The 17237-nt window shown below is 65.8% G+C and carries 16 protein-coding genes; 8 read left to right on the forward strand and 8 right to left on the reverse strand.

Annotated elements, in window-relative coordinates; genetic code table 11:
- Nucleotides 1–218 precede the first annotated feature (218 nt).
- On the forward strand, nucleotides 219–644 hold the full coding sequence (locus AC3IT0_RS02955; RefSeq protein WP_489322319.1) for a CoA-binding protein: 426 nt from the start codon (nucleotides 219–221) through the stop codon (nucleotides 642–644).
- Between the two features lie 36 nt (nucleotides 645–680).
- Here the strand turns inward: AC3IT0_RS02955 and AC3IT0_RS02960 are convergent, their stop codons facing one another.
- Nucleotides 681–1709, reverse strand: a complete 1029-nt coding sequence (locus tag AC3IT0_RS02960; RefSeq protein WP_489322320.1) for an isopenicillin N synthase family dioxygenase — start codon at nucleotides 1707–1709, stop codon at nucleotides 681–683.
- 45 nt (nucleotides 1710–1754) lie between these two features.
- Between AC3IT0_RS02960 and AC3IT0_RS02965 the strand changes: the two genes are divergently transcribed.
- The 4 genes from AC3IT0_RS02965 to AC3IT0_RS02980 all read left to right on the forward strand — a co-directional run bounded on the left by AC3IT0_RS02965 (nucleotide 1755) and on the right by AC3IT0_RS02980 (nucleotide 4192).
- Nucleotides 1755–2174 carry an MmcQ/YjbR family DNA-binding protein gene (locus AC3IT0_RS02965; protein ID WP_489322321.1) on the forward strand — a complete coding sequence of 140 codons (420 nt, stop codon included), beginning with the start codon at nucleotides 1755–1757 and terminating at the stop codon, nucleotides 2172–2174.
- The gene (locus AC3IT0_RS02970) at nucleotides 2167–2709 is read left to right on the forward strand and encodes a DUF1990 domain-containing protein (protein WP_489322322.1); all 543 of its coding nucleotides are present in this window, start codon (nucleotides 2167–2169) and stop codon (nucleotides 2707–2709) included. The genes AC3IT0_RS02965 and AC3IT0_RS02970 overlap by 8 nt, the downstream gene beginning before the upstream one ends.
- A 79-nt stretch (nucleotides 2710–2788) precedes the next feature.
- Complete coding sequence (locus tag AC3IT0_RS02975; protein WP_489322323.1) at nucleotides 2789–3082, forward strand: DUF503 domain-containing protein; 294 nt, start codon at nucleotides 2789–2791, stop codon at nucleotides 3080–3082.
- Nucleotides 3083–3250: 168 nt separating this feature from the next.
- Nucleotides 3251–4192, forward strand: coding sequence for a type IV toxin-antitoxin system AbiEi family antitoxin (locus tag AC3IT0_RS02980; RefSeq protein ID WP_489322324.1), 942 nt, complete (start codon nucleotides 3251–3253; stop codon nucleotides 4190–4192).
- Between the two features lie 70 nt (nucleotides 4193–4262).
- On the opposite strand, the gene purL is transcribed toward AC3IT0_RS02980, so the two are convergent.
- From purL to purS, 3 genes are read right to left on the reverse strand one after another with little or no spacing between them, the layout of a single operon-like run.
- On the reverse strand, nucleotides 4263–6596 hold the full coding sequence (gene purL / locus AC3IT0_RS02985) for a phosphoribosylformylglycinamidine synthase subunit PurL (RefSeq protein WP_489322325.1): 2334 nt from the start codon (nucleotides 6594–6596) through the stop codon (nucleotides 4263–4265).
- Nucleotides 6593–7366, reverse strand: coding sequence for a phosphoribosylformylglycinamidine synthase subunit PurQ (gene purQ, locus AC3IT0_RS02990; RefSeq protein WP_058930174.1), 774 nt, complete (start codon nucleotides 7364–7366; stop codon nucleotides 6593–6595). Before purQ ends, purL begins: the two co-directional genes overlap by 4 nt.
- Nucleotide 7367: 1 nt before the next feature.
- Nucleotides 7368–7619, reverse strand: coding sequence for a phosphoribosylformylglycinamidine synthase subunit PurS (purS, locus tag AC3IT0_RS02995; protein ID WP_056631212.1), 252 nt, complete (start codon nucleotides 7617–7619; stop codon nucleotides 7368–7370).
- Nucleotides 7620–7880: 261 nt separating this feature from the next.
- On the opposite strand from purS, the gene AC3IT0_RS03000 reads away from it, so the two are divergent.
- From AC3IT0_RS03000 to AC3IT0_RS03010, 3 genes are all read left to right on the forward strand, one after another.
- Nucleotides 7881–8066 carry a hypothetical protein gene (locus AC3IT0_RS03000; protein ID WP_489322326.1) on the forward strand — a complete coding sequence of 62 codons (186 nt, stop codon included), beginning with the start codon at nucleotides 7881–7883 and terminating at the stop codon, nucleotides 8064–8066.
- 274 nt (nucleotides 8067–8340) lie between these two features.
- Nucleotides 8341–11307: an exo-alpha-sialidase gene (locus tag AC3IT0_RS03005; protein ID WP_489323896.1), complete on the forward strand. Its 2967-nt coding sequence runs from the start codon at nucleotides 8341–8343 to the stop codon at nucleotides 11305–11307.
- 308 nt (nucleotides 11308–11615) lie between these two features.
- A complete protein-coding gene (locus AC3IT0_RS03010) occupies nucleotides 11616–14771 on the forward strand; it encodes a S8 family serine peptidase (protein ID WP_489323897.1) in 3156 nt (1051 codons plus the stop codon).
- Between the two features lie 84 nt (nucleotides 14772–14855).
- Here AC3IT0_RS03010 and AC3IT0_RS03015 read toward each other — a convergent pair whose 3' ends face one another.
- From AC3IT0_RS03015 to AC3IT0_RS03030, 4 genes are read right to left on the reverse strand one after another with little or no spacing between them, the layout of a single operon-like run.
- Nucleotides 14856–15209 (reverse strand): serine protease inhibitor, encoded by a 354-nt coding sequence (locus tag AC3IT0_RS03015; RefSeq protein WP_489322327.1) that lies wholly within the window; start codon nucleotides 15207–15209, stop codon nucleotides 14856–14858.
- Complete coding sequence (locus tag AC3IT0_RS03020; protein WP_489322328.1) at nucleotides 15206–16147, reverse strand: 3-methyladenine DNA glycosylase; 942 nt, start codon at nucleotides 16145–16147, stop codon at nucleotides 15206–15208. Before AC3IT0_RS03020 ends, AC3IT0_RS03015 begins: the two co-directional genes overlap by 4 nt.
- Nucleotides 16125–16697, reverse strand: a complete 573-nt coding sequence (locus AC3IT0_RS03025) for an SSI family serine proteinase inhibitor (RefSeq protein ID WP_489322329.1) — start codon at nucleotides 16695–16697, stop codon at nucleotides 16125–16127. Before AC3IT0_RS03025 ends, AC3IT0_RS03020 begins: the two co-directional genes overlap by 23 nt.
- Before the next feature lie 55 nt (nucleotides 16698–16752).
- On the reverse strand, nucleotides 16753–17235 hold the full coding sequence (locus AC3IT0_RS03030) for a MarR family winged helix-turn-helix transcriptional regulator (RefSeq protein WP_489322330.1): 483 nt from the start codon (nucleotides 17233–17235) through the stop codon (nucleotides 16753–16755).
- Nucleotides 17236–17237 lie beyond the last annotated feature (2 nt).

A 17237-nucleotide genomic window follows, 5' to 3' on the forward strand; every position in this document is an offset into this window, starting at 1 on the left:
TCGCCTCAACGGGTACAGCGTTGGTCAGGGATGCTGCGGCTTCATCGATCCAGGTCTCTCGGCCGCTCGGGATGGTCATTACCACTACAGCTGAACCGCACGCTCTGCGCCAAATCGGGGTCCGCGGAACGTAATATTCGTTCACGCCGGCATTGATTCCCGCCGCTCAGTCAATTATTCGACAAGGGACCGCTTCGGGAACGATGTACGCTTGCATCATGGGCCACGTCAACGATCCTGCCGTTATTGAGCGCCTGATGCGAAACAAAGGGCGGTGGGCCATCGTGGGCCTGACCACCAATGAGTGGCGCGCAGCCTACGACACCTCGCTGTTTATCCGCGACAGGCTCGGGATGGAGATCATCCCCGTCAACCTGCCGGGCGATGCCGTCCACGGCGAAACCGGGTACCGCACCCTCGGTGAGATTCCCCCGGAAAAGCAACCCCTCGACGTCGTCGACTGCTTTGTGAATTCGCAGAAGGTCGGGGCGGTGGTGGACCAGGCAATTGCCGTGGGAGCCAAGGCTGTGTGGTTGCAGCTGGGCGTTATCGACGAAGCGGCCGTGGCCCGTGCCAAGGCCGCCGGCCTGGACGTGGTGATGGACGTCTGCCCCGCGCAGCAGGCGTGGAAGTACAACCTCTGACTTTCCCTGGGCCCGATGCCCGCAGTGCCCAGCGCCTCAGCGCGGCATCAGCTCCGGGTAGTGGCGTTCGGTCACATCGGGATGGGCGCGCATGCGGCCCTTGAGCATGTTCAGGCCAAAGGACGCGAGCATCGGGTTGGACGGATCGTCGGAGATGCCACGCGCCTGGGCTTTGAGCTCCGGAGGCAGGGGGACGGGGTCGATCACGGCATCGAGTCGCGGCGACCAGAAGAACGGGACGGAGTAGCGGTCCACGCCAGGTGGCGGCGCCTGAACCCGGTGGATCGTGGCGGCGAGAAAACCTTCCGTGGCCACCTCCAGCATTTCGCCCAGGTTCACCACGAGTGCCCCGGGGACAGGCTCAACCGGCGCCCATTCACTGGTCCCAGGCGGCAGTACTTCCAGTCCGCCCACCTCGTCCTGGAGGAGCAGGGTGACAAAGCCGTAGTCGGCGTGGGAGCCCACCCCCTGGTTGCCGGCCGCCTTCACCACGCCACCGACGTAATGCACCAGCTTGCCCATCCAGGCCGGTTCGTTGCCGAAGGGCTCGTCGAAGTGGTCCTCCGGCAGGCCCAGCGAAACCGAGATTCCACGCAGCAGCTCCATGCCCACACCGGACATCAGGTCGGCCCAGGCCATCGCTGCCGGCTTGAGCTCAGGTAATGCGTCGTCGGGCCACATGTTGTGCCCCTGGAGGAGCCAATACGGCTGATCGGCCGGATAGTTGTGCACGGGTTCGCGTTCCGGGGAGTAGTCGATCTGCTCGCGGGCGTCGGCCCGGCCCTGCGTGATTTCGGTGCCCATCCGCGTGTAGCCGCGGAAGTGCGGCGAAATCCTGTTGTCCAGCTTCATCCGCTCCTCGAGGGGCAGGTCGAAGAAGCGTTTGATGAGGGCCAGCAGCTCCTCGGCCTGGCCGGGGGCGGCGCCGTAACCAGTGATTTGGAAAAAGCCCACGTTGTGGGCGGCGTCCCTCAGCTGGTCGATGAATTCCGGGCTGAAGGAGCCGTACGGCTGGCGTGCGGCGCTCATGTCCAGGACGGGGATGGTGGCCTGATCGGGTGACATCTTCGCAGACTAGCACCGCCGGGAAGGGCTTTGTAGGCTCGGTCCATGGACGCAGCCCAACTCAAGGCAATATGCCTGTCATTTCCCGGTGCCTTCGAGGATTTTCCCTTCGGCCCGGAGACCTCCGTGTTCAAGGTCAGGGCGGCCGTTTCCGGAGGAACCAGAAACGAAGCGAAGATGTTCGCCTTGTCCGCCATGGACTCCGCGGACTGGTCCGTGAGCCTGAAATGTGAGCCGGCCCTGGCTGAACAGCTGCGGGCCGCAAATCCGGAAATCACGGGCGCTTGGCACATGAACAAGACGCACTGGAACGGTGTGCGGCTGGACGGAAACCTGCCCGATGCCATGGTCAGGGACATGGTGGAGGACTCCTACGACCTGGTGGTGGCCTCCCTGACCCGCAAGCAACAGGAACAGTTGGGGTGGGCGCGGCTGACCGGATCCCGGGAGAGCTCCGTTGACTGAAAAGCGACTGGTCGGCGGCCGGCTCGATTACCCGGGTGTCGGCGCCACCGAGAATGGGCGCCCGCCGGCGGGGTACCCATGCCTGGTGTCGCAGGCCTACCTTGGCGACGGGTTGGCGTTGTACCGCCGGGTGGCGCAGGGAATCCTGACCTGGGAGCTGCAGCGGCGGTCGGGGCTGCGCGTCCGGGCCGAGTCCGACGTCGTCCGCCCGGGAACGCGCGTGGTGAGCGGCTTCGGCGTCGGGCCTTTCCGCATCGACGCCCCGTGTGAAGTGGTGTGGGTCCGGCGGCCGGTGCCGGGCGACGGCCCGCAGTCTGCGGGTTTCGGCTACGGAACACTGCCCGGACATCCGGCGCGCGGCGAAGAGGCGTTTGAGGTGGAGCTCGACGACACAGGGCGGGTGTTCTTGAAGATCACTGCCTTCAGCACGCCTGCCAACTGGTTCTACCGTGCAGGTGGCCTGGTGACCCGGGCGGCGCAGAGGCATGTCACTTCGCGATACCTTGAAGGAGCACGTCAGCTCGCCGCAGGATAGAACCCCCCATCGAGTGCTCCGTAACGGCCCTTTTGACCCCTCAAAACGGCGGTTACGGAGCAATCGATACGATTACTGCATGTGGATCGGCTGGATTGAATTCGACATCCTCCTGGGCGACGTCCAGAGCCTGAAGGAGAAACGCTCCCTCATCAGGCCGCTGCTGGCCGAACTCAAGCGCCGCTTCGATGTGTCCGTCGCGGAGGTGGGGGACCATGAACAGTACCGGCGCTCGCAAGTGGGGGCCGGCCTGGTAGCAGCAGACCGGGCGCACCTCGTGGACGTGCTAACCGCCGTCGAACGCTTTGTGGCCGCCCGGCCCGAGTTTGAGCTCCTCAGCTCAAGGCAGCGGGAGCTCCGCAGCGAGGACTGACCCATCGATTGCTCCGTAGGCGCCCTTTTGAGTACCCAAAACGGCGCTGGGCCCACGCCGGCAGGGTTCCCCGGCCGAGCTTGCGAGGCGAGGGTGCCGGTGGGGAGCAATCGATGAAGGCTGTGGATAACTTCTGCAGGGCACGCCGTATTCTGCTCTGATGAATCCATGAAGACCCCGCGCCCGCTGCCCGAGGAACTACAGGACCGCCCGTTCACAGTTGTCGAGGCGGTGCGCGCCGGAGTGTCGCACAAGCGTCTGCGACACCGGGCACTGCATCGGCTCGGCAAGGGGATCCGGTCGGAAAGCCCGACGGCGGAGCTCCCCTTGAGTGACAGGGTCCGGCCCTTCATCGAGGTCAATGAGCGATGCGCCGCGTCGCACCTCACCGCGGCGGAGATGCTCGTGCTGCCGCGACGTCAGCAGAAGGGGACTCCAGAGATGTTTCATCTCATCAGGCCTGAGGGCTCGGCACACCTGAACCGGCCGCACGTCATTGTGCACCGGATGAAGCTTTACAGCGACGAGGTCACCACAGTTGACGGAATTCCCGTGACCACTCCGGAGCGAACGTGGCTGGACATGGCGGAAATGCTCTCGGTGGACGAGCTTGTGGCCATGGGGGACAGCTGTGTCCGCGTGCCGAGGGCGGCGTTTGAGGACAGGGACATGCCGCTTTGCAGCCTGGCTGATCTCCAGCGAATGATCGACAGGCACAAGGGAAAGCGCGGGCTGCGCAGGGCCAAGGAAGCCATCAAACTCATCCGGGTGGGATCTGATTCGCCGCAGGAGACGATCCTACGGCTGGCCATGGTGAGGGCCGGGTTGCCGGAACCGGAGTTGAACGTGCCGATCATCGGCGACGACGGCTCACGCCATCACGAGCCGGACCTGTCCTATCGCAAGTACCGGATCGGGATCGAATACGAAGGTGAACAGCACGGTGAGGACGGGCAGATCGTCCGGGACATCACACGTTCTGAGAGGTACGGGGCGCTGGGGTGGACTGAAGTCAGGATTTCCAAGCGGCACATGCTCAATGACGCCAAGCCTGCGGTCGCCAAGGTTCGCTTGGCCCTGGTCCAGGCGGGGTGGCGCATGGGCCGTTAAGCATCGATTGCTCCGTAACCGCCCTTCTGAGGGTTCAAAAGGGCGGTTACGGAGCAATCGATGAAGGGGATTAGCCGAAGTACTTCGGCAGGGTTGCCTCATGGGCTTCGCGGAGGGCGTCCAGCGACATGGTGTCCACGCCGTTGATCTCCAGGTTGCCGCTGGCTGCGTCCACCACGCCGATGCGCGTGTGGGCAAAGCCGCGGGCCGTGCACATGTCCTTGAACCGGACTTCCTCGGAGCGGGGCACGCCAACAACCGCGCGGCCCTGGGTCTCGGAGAACAGCGCCGTGAACAGGTCCACGCCGTCGCGGTCCAGGACGTCCTGCAGGGCGATCCGGGCGCCTACGCCGTAGCGCAGCGCGGACTCCACCAGGGCAGCCGCGAGGCCGCCTTCGGAGAGGTCGTGCGCGGAGTCCACCATGCCGTCGCGGGACGCGTTGATCAGGATTTCACCCAGCTCGCGTTCAGCAGCCAAGTCCACGGCCGGCGGCAGTCCGCCGAGGTGGCCACGCATGTTGGCCCACTCGGAACCGTCCAGTTCAGCCGCCGTCGTACCCAGCAGGTAGATGGCCTGGCCGTCCTCACGCCAGCCCGACGGCGTGCGGCGGGCGACGTCGTCGAGCTTGCCCAGCACTGCCACCACGGGGGAGGGGTGGATGGGTGTGGTGCCGGTCTGGTTGTACAGCGAGACGTTGCCGCCGGTGACCGGGATGCCCAGCACCATGCAGGCGTCGGACAGGCCGCGGATGGCCTCCGCGAGCTGCCACATCACGTCCGGGTCCTCAGGGGAGCCGAAGTTCAGGCAGTCACTGACGGCCATCGGCACGGCGCCGGAGGTGGCCACGTTGCGGTAGGCCTCGGCCAGCGCCAGCTGTGCGCCGTGGTACGGGTCAAGGTAGGTGTAACGGCCGTTGGCGTCGGTGGCCAGGGCAACGCCCAGGCCGGTTTCCTCGTCCACGCGGACCACGCCGGCGTCATCCGGGAACGCCAGGGCAGTGTTGCCGCCCACGTACCGGTCGTACTGGTTGGTGATCCAGTCCTTGCTGCACATGTTCGGTGAGGCCACGAGCTCGGTGACGGCGGCAGCCAGTTCCGCGGGGGCGGAGGGGCGGCCGGCGTCCTGCACGGATCCGGTGAAGGAATCGGCCTGCACGGAATCCTGCCATGAGGGGCGGGCATACGGGCGGTCATAAACCGGGCCGTCGTGGGCCACGGTGCGCGGGTCGACGTCCACGATGACTACGCCGTCCCAGGTGATGATCAGGCGGCCGGTGTCGGTGACCTCGCCGAGCCAGGAGTACTCCACGGCCCACTTGTCCATCACAGCTTCGAAGGCGGCGATGTTCTCCGGGGTGACCACGGCCATCATGCGTTCCTGCGACTCGGACATCAGGATTTCGCCCGGGGTCAGGGTGGGGTCGCGCAGCAGGACGGAGGTCAGTTCAACTTCCATGCCGCCGTCACCGTTGGAGGCGAGCTCGGACGTAGCGCAGGAGATACCTGCCGCACCGAGGTCCTGGATACCTTCAACCAGCGAGCCCTTGAACAGCTCGAGGCAGCACTCGATGAGCACCTTCTCGGCGAAGGGGTCGCCCACCTGGACGGCGGGCCGCTTGGACGGCTTGGTGTCGTCGAAGGACTCCGAGGCCAGCACCGAGGCGCCGCCGATGCCGTCGCCGCCGGTGCGTGCACCGAACAGGACCACCTTGTTGCCCTTGCCGGACGCGTTGGCGAGGCGGATATCCTCGTGGCGCATCACGCCAACTGCCAGCGCGTTAACCAGCGGGTTGCCCTGGTACACGGCGTCGAACACCATTTCGCCGCCGATGTTCGGCAGGCCGAGGGAGTTGCCGTAGCCGCCGATGCCGGCAACGGCACCGTGCATAACGCGGGCGGTGTCCGGGTGGTCGATGGCGCCGAAGCGCAGCGGGTCCATCACGGCCACCGGGCGGGCGCCCATGGAGATGATGTCGCGGACAATGCCGCCGATGCCGGTGGCGGCACCCTGATAGGGCTCCACGAACGACGGCGAGTTGTGGGACTCGATCTTGAACGTCACGGCCCAGCCGTCGCCCAGGTTGGTGACACCGGCGTTTTCGCCGATGCCCACCAGCATGTCCTTCTTCATCTCGTCGGTCACCTTGTCGCCGAACTGGCGCAGGTGGTTCTTCGAGGACTTGTAGGAGCAGTGCTCGCTCCACATCACGGAGTACATGGCCAGCTCGGCGCCGGTGGGGCGGCGGCCCAGGACCTTGACTACCTCGTCGAACTCGTTCTGCTTCAGGCCCAGTTCGGCCCACGGCAGTTCGGTGTCCGGAGTCTTGGCAGCGTTCTCGACGGTGTCGATGTTGAACTTCTTGGCGGTTTCGACAGGCTCGACCACGGAATTGATCTCGGTCATTTGTTGCCTCCCACAATCTTGTTCAGTACGGAGGTGAAGAAGCCGAGGCCGTCGGTATCGGACCCGCCGATTCCGTCCAGGGACTCGGGGCCGAAGCCAACCTCCACGGCGTGCTCCGGGTGCGGCATAAGGCCCACCACGTTGCCGGCGGCGTTGGAGATGCCGGCGATGTCCCGGCGTGAGCCGTTGGGGTTGAAGCCCACGTAGCGGAACACCACGCGGCCCTCGGCTTCGAGCGCGTCCAGAACCTTTTCGTCGGCGATGTACTGGCCGTCCTGGTTCTTCAGCGGCACGGTGATTTCCTGGCCCGCCTCGTAGTCCAGAGTCCAGGCGGTGTTGCTGTTTTCAACCCGCAGGACCTGGTCGCGGCACATGAATTTCAGGTGGTCGTTCTTGATCATGGAGCCGGGCAGCAGGTGCGACTCGGTCAGGATCTGGAAGCCGTTGCAGATGCCCAGCACAGGCAGCTTGGCGTCGGAGTTCGCGGCGTCGATGATCTTGGACATCAGCGGCGCGAAGCGGGCAATGGCGCCGGCGCGGAGGTAGTCGCCGTAGGAGAAACCGCCGGGAATCACGACGGCGTCCACGTCACCCAGGGTGGTGTCGGCGTGCCAGAGCGGCACTGCGGTGCCGCCGGCGAGCCGGACTGCACGGGCGGCGTCGCGATCGTCAAGGGTGCCGGGGAAGGTGACAACGCCGATCCGGGCCCCCGCGAGCCGGGGCTCGGCGGCGACGGCGATTGCCTCGCCGATCAAGGGAAGTTCAGTCATCTCAGGCCTCGACGACCTCGACGTTGACGACGTCTTCGATCACGGGGTTGGACAGCAGGGTCTCAGCGGCTTCGCGGGCCTGGGCCAGGATTGCGTCGGTCACCTCGCCGTCAACCGTCAGTTCAAAGCGCTTGCCCTGGCGGACAGAGCTAAAGCTGGTGAAGCCCAGACGGGGGAGTGCACCCACGATGGCCTTCCCCTGCGGGTCCAGAATCTCGGGCTTGGGCATGACGTCAACAACGATCCGGGGCATCCGGCAACTCCTGTGCGTGAGCATTGGGTAAGGGCGCAGCGGAGTCACGCCGTCTTACGCCGTTCCGGGACGTTGGGGACATTCTTTTTCGAACAGTGTGGACGGGCGCTCCGCGAGCTTGCTAGGCCATTCTACCGGGCGGAGCGCCGCACCCTGTATTCGGTGGGATCGGCCACAGTCATCCCGGCGGGGCGGGCTTCCAGGCGGTGAAGAACGACGGCGGCTATGGCCTCGCGGAGCCGGCGTCACTAGGATTGCGGCATGGCTGAAAAATCGAAATCCGTGCTGTTGCCGATCATGGCCGTGGCCGTTTTTGCCGGGCTCGGCCGGATGGTGGTGCAGAAGATCAAGGCGGACCGGGCTGCCCGGGAAACGCGTGTGGCCGGCCCCGTGGACGAAAAGACCCGGCAGTGGATCAGCGACGTGGTCCGGACGCCCAGGCAGTAGGCGCCACTCCTACCCAAGCCTCGAGTTTTCACACGGGCGTCCCTGAACGGGGCGCCCGTTTTTGTGCACTGTTCCAGTAGCCCCAGTTCAGTGCCCCGCTCAGGCTGCTCCCCAGCAACTTCCAGAAACTCCTAGCCATGTGAGGTTCTACACACTAGGGTCGTAGGACGTCGTATGTGGCAGGTGGTACCCCCTTGGGTGTCGAGACCGCCCGTACGGCCGAATTCTCCCGATCCGCCGCCCCGCGGCGCCTTGAAAGGATATGGATTTGCGAATTTCTACTAAGCGGAACAGGCACCGAAGTCTTGGCCGGACCGCAGGGACCGGGCTGGTAGCGCTGGCGCTGCTGGCCGGATCCGGGATCGCCGCGCAGGCGGCACCGATCCCCTCGAACAACCCCACTGCCCCTCCCGGCTCATTTGCGGAGTCGAACATCGGCGCCGACCGCACTGCGGCGAACTTCTTCTACCGGATCCCTGCCCTGACGTATCTGGGCAACAACGTGGTGCTCGCCTCGTGGGACGGCCGTCCCGGCAGCGCCGCCGATGCACCGAACGCCAACTCGATCGTCCAGCGCCGCAGCACCGACGGCGGCCAGACCTGGGGTCCCGTGCAGGTCATCGCCGCAGGCCACGTGGGCGACGCCACCGGCCCCAAGTACGGCTACAGCGACCCCTCCTACATCTACGACGCCGAGGCCGGCAAGGTCTTCAACCTCTTTGTGTACTCCAAGGACCAGGGCTTCTTCGGCAGCCAGTTCGGCAACGACGACGCCGACCGCACCGTCATCTCCTCCGCCGTCATTGAGTCCTCCGACGGCGGAATCACCTGGAGCCAGCCGAGGCTCATCACCGATGTCACCAAGCCGGGCACCAGCAAGACCAGCCCCGTGGCAGGCGATATCCGCTCCAACTTCGCGTCCTCCGGCGAAGGCATCCAGCTCAAGTACGGCCAGTACAAGGGCCGCCTGGTCCAGCAGTACGCCGGCGATGTCCGCCAAGCCGACGGCACCAACAAGATCCAGGCCTACAGCGTCTACTCGGACGATCACGGAGCCACCTGGCACAAGGGCGCCAACGTGGGCGACCGCATGGACGAGAACAAGACCGTGGAACTTTCCGACGGCCGCCTGCTGCTGAACTCGCGCGACAACGCCAACCAGGGCTACCGCAAGGTGGCAGTCTCCACCGACGGCGGCGCCACGTACGGCCCGGTCACCCAGGACACCGAACTGCCGGACCCGGCCAACAACGGTTCCATCGCCCGGATGTTCCCGGCCGCGGCACAGGGCTCGGCGGACGCCAAGAAGCTCATCTTCACCAACTCCAACTCCAAGACCGGCCGCGAGAACGTCTCCGCCCGCATTTCCTGCGACGACGGCGCCACCTGGCCGGGTGTGCGCACCATCCGCCCCGGTTTCTCCGCCTACTCCACCGTGTCCCGGCTGGAAGACGGCAAGTTCGGTGTCCTGTACGAGGGCAACTACACGGACAACATCCAGTTCGCGAAGTTCGACGACGCGTGGCTGAATTACGCCTGCGCCCCGCTGTCCGTGCCGGCCGTCACCACGGCCCCAGGTGCCACCTCGCAGGTGGCAGTCACCGTCACCAACCAGGAAGCCACCACGCTCTCCGGTGCCAACGCCACCGTCTACACCCCGGCCGGCTGGACCGCCACCACGGTGCCCGTACCCGACGTCGCGCCCGGCGCCTCGGCCACCGTCAACGTCGCCCTGACCGCCCCGGCGAACGCCAGCGGTCCGCAGAACCTCAACGCGGCATTCACGACGGCGGATGGCCGGGTTTCCCAGTTCACCTTCACCGCCACCGTCCCGGTAGCCCCGCAGGTGGGGCTCACCATCACCGGAACGGCCCCGTCCCGCGACGTCGTCGCGAGCCCCTACCGGGCGGGCGACGTCCTGAGCTACACGTTCAACGTCAAGAGCACCGCCAACGTCACGGCGAATTCCGTCCCGGTTTCCGGCAACTTTGAAACCGGTTTCCTCCCACCTGCTCCGGGGGCCCCCAGCGTCCCCAACTGCCGGTTCAGCAACCTGGCCGCCGGTGCCAACTACAACTGCACCACGGCCAAGCACACGCTGACGGCCGAGGACATCGCCCGCGGCTACTTCGTCCCGGAGGCGAGCTTCACCGTCACGGCCAGCTCGACGCCGTCGCTCACCAAGACTGTGCCGTTCACCGGAGCTGCCGTGGCACTGCGTGACGGCCTTGTCGCCGCCACGATCACGGGCGCCCGCGGGGACGCCGGGCGCGATCTCGCCACCCAGCCTTACGCTGCGGGCGACCCGTTCCCGTACACCTTCAGCGTGAGCAACACGAGCCCGCTCGTAGAAAAAGTGGTCCCCACCGCAGGCAACTTCAGCCCCTTCGTCCCAGATGGCCCGGGCAACTGCCGCTACAGCGTGCTGCCGGCGGGCCAGGGCTACACCTGCGCCACGCCGCGTCACACCGTGACCGCTGCCGAGGCGGAGCAGGGCTACTTCGTTCCGAAGACCACCTGGGAAGTCAGCTCCGCAGGCCAGACCAGCAAGTCTTACACGATCGACGGCGGCGAAGTGGACCTGAAGGTCCGCGACGCCAAGCTGGAAGGTACCGTTTCCGCTGAGTGGACCGACGCCGACGGCGACCGTTTCGCCAGCGAAGGCGACACCGTCACTTACACCCACACGGTGGGCAACGCCGGCAACGTCTCCCTGACCGGGCTCAGTGCCCCGGACGCTTCGATCAGCCAGGACGCCCTGGCCGTGGGCGGGACCGTGATGTCAACGCGCGAGCACGTCCTGACCGCAGCCGACATCGCGGCAGGCCGCCTCGACGCTGTCTCGTTTGAGGCAACTGCCACCAACGGCGCCAAGCGGGTCGCGGCTACGGTGACTGGCGGCGCCGTCGTGCTGGATCTCCAGCCGGCGCAGCCGGAGACGGTCCCCGTCCTCGCCGTCCAGGACCTCGAGGAGCAGACGGCTCCGTTCGACCTGGGCACGCAGGACAAGTACCGCAACGGCCAGAAGGTGACCCTGAAAGGTCTCGACTACGGCCAGTGGTACTACGTCTACCTGAACAAGCAGAGCTACCGAATCGGCTGGATTTTCCCCACCACCGACAACACGGTTGAGTTCATCCTGCCCTCCGACGTGCAGAACGGCCGCGACGACGTGGTGGTGCTGGACAAGGACGGAAGCCAGGTCTCCTTCGACCGTCTGCAGGTGACGCCCAAGGGCTGAGCCGGGGTGGCTTCCTAGCACCAAAAGAAGACCTCCGCGTGGAGCTGGACGTGCCCCAAAGTCCGGCCCACGTGGGGGTCTTCTTTTGTGCCTTCCCGCCCCCGCCTTGTAGCTGCATGATTGACCTATACGCCTGATGTGTCGTATGTCATATTCAGCTCTCAGTCTGTACTGTTTGTAACGGCTGGTCACGGTATTACAAAACCTGTAATACCGTGTGCCGTTCCCAGCTGCTCCAGACCGGCAACGTGGCCGGCCGTTCCTCGTGAAAGGTGTAGTCGCTCGTGAAATCAATTGGAAAAAGCCCCATTCGGGGCGGGGGACTCCGGAAGGCGACGGCATTGGCCGTGGGCTTGCCTTTGCTCCTCTCTTCGATAGCGATGAGCCCCGCTACCGCGGCGCCCGCTGAGGCAAACACGGCAGTGGCCTCAAAGAGGATCAACCCCGGCGACTACCCCGCCGGCCGCTACATTGTGGTCCTTGCCGAGAAGCCGGCGGCCACCTACGACGGCGGGTCGCCCGGACTCGCAGCGACGAAGCCCCAGAACGGCCGCAAGCTTGACGCCGACCGGCCCGAAGTCCAGCAGTACCAGGCGCACCTTGAGGGCAGGCAGAACGCTGTGGCCGGTTCCGAAAGCGTCCGGATCAAGCGCCAGTACACGGCTGCCATCAACGGGTTCTCGGCCGATCTGACCGCTGACCAGGCCGTAAGGCTCGCCAAGGACCCGGCCGTCCTGGTGGTGGCACCTGATACGGAAAACGCGCCGGATTACTCCACCACGGACTTCCTCGGGCTCAGCGGTGAAAACGGCCTTTGGAAGACTGCCTTCGGCGGGCAGGAGAATGCCGGCAAAGGCGTCGTAGTGGGAGTCATCGACTCCGGCTACACACCCTCCAACCCATTCTTCGCCGGGGAGGACGTGCAACCCCTCAGCGGCCAGGCCCAGGTGGGTGCCCCGTACCGCACCGCGGACGGCAACATCGCCATGCTCAAGTCCGACGGCGACACCTTCGTCGGTGAGTGCCAGAAGGGCCAGGGAACCGGGGCCGCGTTTGACGGCAGCGCCTGCAACTCCAAAGTCCTGAGTGCCCGCTACTTCGCTGACGACTTCATGGCGTACGTGCCGCCGGGGAACCGCGCTCCCGAAGAGCTCATTTCGCCTGTGGATGTGGGAAGCCACGGGACGCACACTGCAAGCACCGCCGCGGGCAATGCGAACGTCCGGGCCAGCCTTGGTGCAACTGACATGGGCATCACCGGCGGCGTGGCGCCGGCGGCAAAGATCTCCGTCTACAAGGTGTGCTGGGAGGACGACAACCCCGCCACGGGCGGGTGCTACAGCTCCGCCTCCGTGGCCGCGATCAATCAGGCAATCCTGGACGGCGTGGATGTGCTGAACTACTCGATATCCGGCAGCACCTCAACCACCACGGACCCGGTTTCGCTGGCCTTCCTCTCCGCGGCCTCTGCCGGAATCTTTGTTGCCGCCTCCGCCGGAAACTCGGGGCCTGCGGCAAGCACCGTGAACCACGGCGCTCCGTGGCTGACCACGGTTGCCGCGAGCTCCTTCTCCACGGAATTGCAGGGAACCGTCGAATTTGAGGACGGCAGCAAGTACCGCGGCGCCAGTCTCATGGCCGCTCCCGTTCCTGCGAGCAACGTTGTGCTGGCGGGAAGTGCCGCAGCCGCCGGCGCAGCAAACCCGGAACTGTGCGCACCCAATGTGCTGGATCCCGCCAAGGTGACGGGGAAGATTGTTGTCTGCGACCGCGGAGTGGTGGACCGCGTAGCCAAGAGCGCCGAGGTGCAGCGTGCCGGCGGCATCGGCATGATCCTGGTCAACCTGACCACCTCCTCCGAGGACCTTGACCGCCACGCAGTCCCCACGGTGCACGTGAACCCGCCGGCCACGCAGCAGATCAAGGACAAGATCATCGCCAACCCCGGGATCAAGGTCTCCCTGGTGAACACGGACACTACCGGTCTTCCGGCCGCGCCGCAGCCGCAGATCGCCGGCTTCTCCTCCCGGGGCCCGCTGCTGGCCACCGGCTCAGACCTGCTCAAGCCTGACGTGGCGGCGCCGGGCGTTGCGGTGCTGGCAGGGGTGTCGCCCATCGGTTCCGGCGGCGACCAGTTCGGCATGATGTCCGGGACATCGATGGCTGCGCCGCATGTGGCCGGATTTGCCGCCCTGATTCTGGCCAAGAACCCCATATGGTCTCCGGCCACCATCAAGTCGGCCATGATGACTACGGCGGCTAGTATCAAGAACGCAGACGGCACCCGGAACGGTGACGTGTTCGCAACCGGCGCTGGCCAGGTGGACGTTGCACGGGTTCTCGATCCCGGCCTTGTCTTCGACAGTTCCGCGGACGACTACCTGAAGTTCATTCAGGGGACGGGCCTGGACCTGGGCATCCCGGATCTCGGAACCACCGCACCGCGGGACATGAATGTTGCCTCGTTCGCGCTGGGGGCACTCACCGGGAAGACTGAGGTCACCCGGACCGTCACCGCGCTGACTCCCGGCGTTTACCGGGCCAAGGCCAGCGTTCCCGGCATCAAGGTGACTGTCACGCCGTCGATCCTTAGCTTCAATGCAGCCGGCGAGAAGCGCACCTTCAAGGTCAAGTTCGAGAACACCAGTGCTGCTTTGGGGCAGTTTGCCATGGGTAACCTCGTCTGGCAGGGTGCCGGCAAGAACGTGGCATCGCCGGTGGCCGTCCGCCCGCAGTCGGTGGTGGCGCCGGCGAACCTGGCCTTCACCTCGGAAGGCGGCCAGGGGCAGGGCGACATTCCGGTGGTTTCCGGCACCAACGCGCCTGTGAAGATTACCTTGGACGGCCTGTCCAAGGCTGACTCCTCGGCCATCGAACTGGTTCCCGGACCGCTGGCCCTGGAAACGGACGCGTCTAACTTCGCCAAGGAGGTCACGGTTCCGGCAGGATCGCCGTTGGCCAAGTTCTCCGTCTATTCGTCGGACGAGGCCGCCGATTTTGACCTGGTGGTTTTCAACCCGGCGGGACAGGCTCTGCTGTCCCAGACAGCCTCTGCCAGTGAGTCGATTTCAGTTCCGAACCCGGCGCCGGGCGTGTACACGATTTTTGTGAACCTCTACGCCAGCCCGAATGGGCAGCCCACCAAAGCGTCCGTGGACGCCGCGGTGCTGGGAGCCAACGTGGGAAATGCCACGGTGACCCCCAACCCGCTGCGGCTCGGGAACGGCCAGTCGGGCATTGTGAAGCTCCAGTGGAAGGATCTCGCTGAGGGCTCCTACATCGGCCGGGTGACATTCGCCGGTTCGAGTGTGCCCACCTTCGTCTCCGTGGTTGTCACACCAGGCAGTGCTGTGGTGGTCCCTGCTGATGAAACGGCCGATGGCCCTGCCCAGGACAGGGTCAAAAAGGACAAGAAGAAGCAGGAGGTCCCGGAGTTCTCCGGAAACCGCAACATGGATGTTTAGTTCTCCAGAAAACAGCCAGGGAACGCCGCCGGACCGCTTGGGTCCGGCGGCGTTTCCGTCGGATGCGGAGGCTGCCGCCGACGGTCAGGTTTCGCCGCGGGAACCCGTTGTCCCGCCGAGCAGGGGAGCCATGGCACGCCAGCGGGCGATTTCGCAGCCATCGGTTCGCCGGAAAGTCACGCTGACGGGACGGCCGTTGATGGAGCCGGTCACAACGGCCACCTGCGGCCCGCCGTATTGCTGTGTGCAGAGTTTCGGGGGACCCGGCTTGGGAAAGAAGATGTCCTCGCCGAAACGTTCCATGGCCGACAAGGCTCCTGCGGGGTCAGGCAAGGTACAACCGTCAGCAGGGCGGCCATCGCGGACTATCAGCCGGAATTCATACTCGGGGGCGTCAGGGTTTTCCGTGACCCGGATGGTCAACTCCAGGTCCTTCATGCCGTCGCCGCCGTCCCCGCCGTTCGAACCGGTGCCAAGGCCTGCGCCAGGCGCCCGCGGAGTGCAGCGGCCTCCGCTGCGAAGGCCCGCTGGTGTTCCACGTAGGCAGCCTTGCCTTCAGGGGTTTCGATGGGGATGGGCGGGTAACCCCATTCCGCGAGGTCGTAGGGGGAGGCCTGCATGTCCATGGCCCGGATCCGCCAGGACAGTTCAAAGCAATCCATGACCAGTTCGCTGGGAAGCGCGGGCAGCAGTTTGTACGCCCACTTGTAGAGATCCATGTTGGCGTGCAGGCAGCCCGGCTGTTCCATGTGCCGCTGGTTTTCGCGGCTGGGTGCCAGTTCGTTCAGCGTAATCGCGTCCGGGGTGTAGAAGCGGAAGGCGTCGAAGTGTGAGCACCGGATCCGGTTGTCCTCAACCACTTTGTCCGTCCCGGCAGAACCCAGCCTCAGCTGCAGGTACTCATGGCGCAGGTCGAATTTGTCCTGGCGGTAGACCATGGCCCATTCGTGCAGCCCGAAGCAGCCGAACTGCGCGGGGCGGGCAGCGGTGCCGCGGAGAATGATGTCGGCGAAGGCCACAGCCTCGTGCCGGTCGGCCAGGAACCGGGCGCGGTCAAAAGTCACGGCGGTGGTTCCCGGCGGCAGCCCCAGGGAGGCGAGTTCGCCGTCGTCGAGCGTTTTATAGTGCTTCCAGCCCCTGCGGGCGGACGCCGCTTCAGCGGTCAGTACGACGCCGGCTCCCGGGTGCCAGCGCAGCAGCTGGCCAGGCTTCTGGGTGTAGTAGGTGAAAAGAAAATCCTCCACCGGATGCTTCCGACCCGCCGAGCGGCGGGTGAGGTAGGGATCAGAGTAACGGCGGACGCGGTGGGCGTGCGCTTCTTCGCGGGCACGCCAGGCATCGGCCGTCAGCAGGCTAAACTGCTCCACCGCTGGCACCCAGGACGTCCTGGGCCGCGTCCCAGGCACCGATTTCGCAGCCGTTGGTGCGCGCGAACGCGGCATCCACGGGAGTGTCGTCCACAATCCCGGTGACCGTGGCGGTCTGCGGGCCGCCGTATTGTTCGGTGCAGGCCACGTCTTTGCTCCTGGGAGCGGGGCTGAGGAGCGCGGCGTTGTTCTTGAGGGCAGCGCACGCGGCCTCCGGCCGGGGGTGCTTACTCTCAGCGGTGGGGAGGCCATCACGGCATACCAGCGTGTAGTTCACCGCCGCCTCAGTGGGAGAAGGCTTGACCATGATGGCGAGTTCGGCGTTGCCGGCGCCGGGGCCTGCCGTCGGTGCCGGCGGTGCGGAAGGGGACGGTGCAGGGACTGTGGTCTCGGTGTCCGGAGCGGGGGAGCTGGTGGCGCCCTGGGTGCCCTGGCTGGTGGGGGAGCTGGCTGTGGGGCTGGCGGATGAAGTCCCGTTCCCGTCAGGCGTGCCCGTACAGGCGGCGAGCCCGGCAATGGCGAGAACCGCCAGCAATGGCCGTACTGATCGCAAACGCATGGACCCTCCTAGGTTGCTGCCATTTTACGCCTTGCCGGGTTACTCGCCGACGGGTTTATTCCCCGACGGGGTGCCCGTTCGTGCCGGCGGTGGCGGCGATGAGCCCCATCATGGATTTGTGCAGTTCGCCAATCTGCTCGCGGGTCAGCCCCAGGCGTTCCATCATGGTGCCCGGGACGGCCAGGGCCTGCTGGCGCAGCGCGGTACCGGCGGGGGTCAGGCCGACGGCAAGGGTGCGTTCGTTTCCGTCCACCCGCTGGCGGGTGACAAAGCCGGCCTCCTCCAGCCGCCGCAGAAGCGGTGAGATGGTGGCCGGGGCCTGCGCCAGGGCTTCACTGATGCTGCGCAGGGTGCGGGGTGCTGATTCCCACAGGCACAGCATCACGAGATATTGCGGGTGGGTGAGTCCGAGCTTTTCGAGGACGGGCTTGTAGGCGCCCACTACGCTCCTGGATGCCACGGTGAGGGCAAAACAGAGCTGCTGCTCCAAGAGGAGGTCGTCGTCCTGCTGCCGTGCAGCGCCGGCCTGTACCGTCATCA

The sequence above is a fragment of the Pseudarthrobacter sp. KH_020_B genome, from assembly GCF_057840185.1.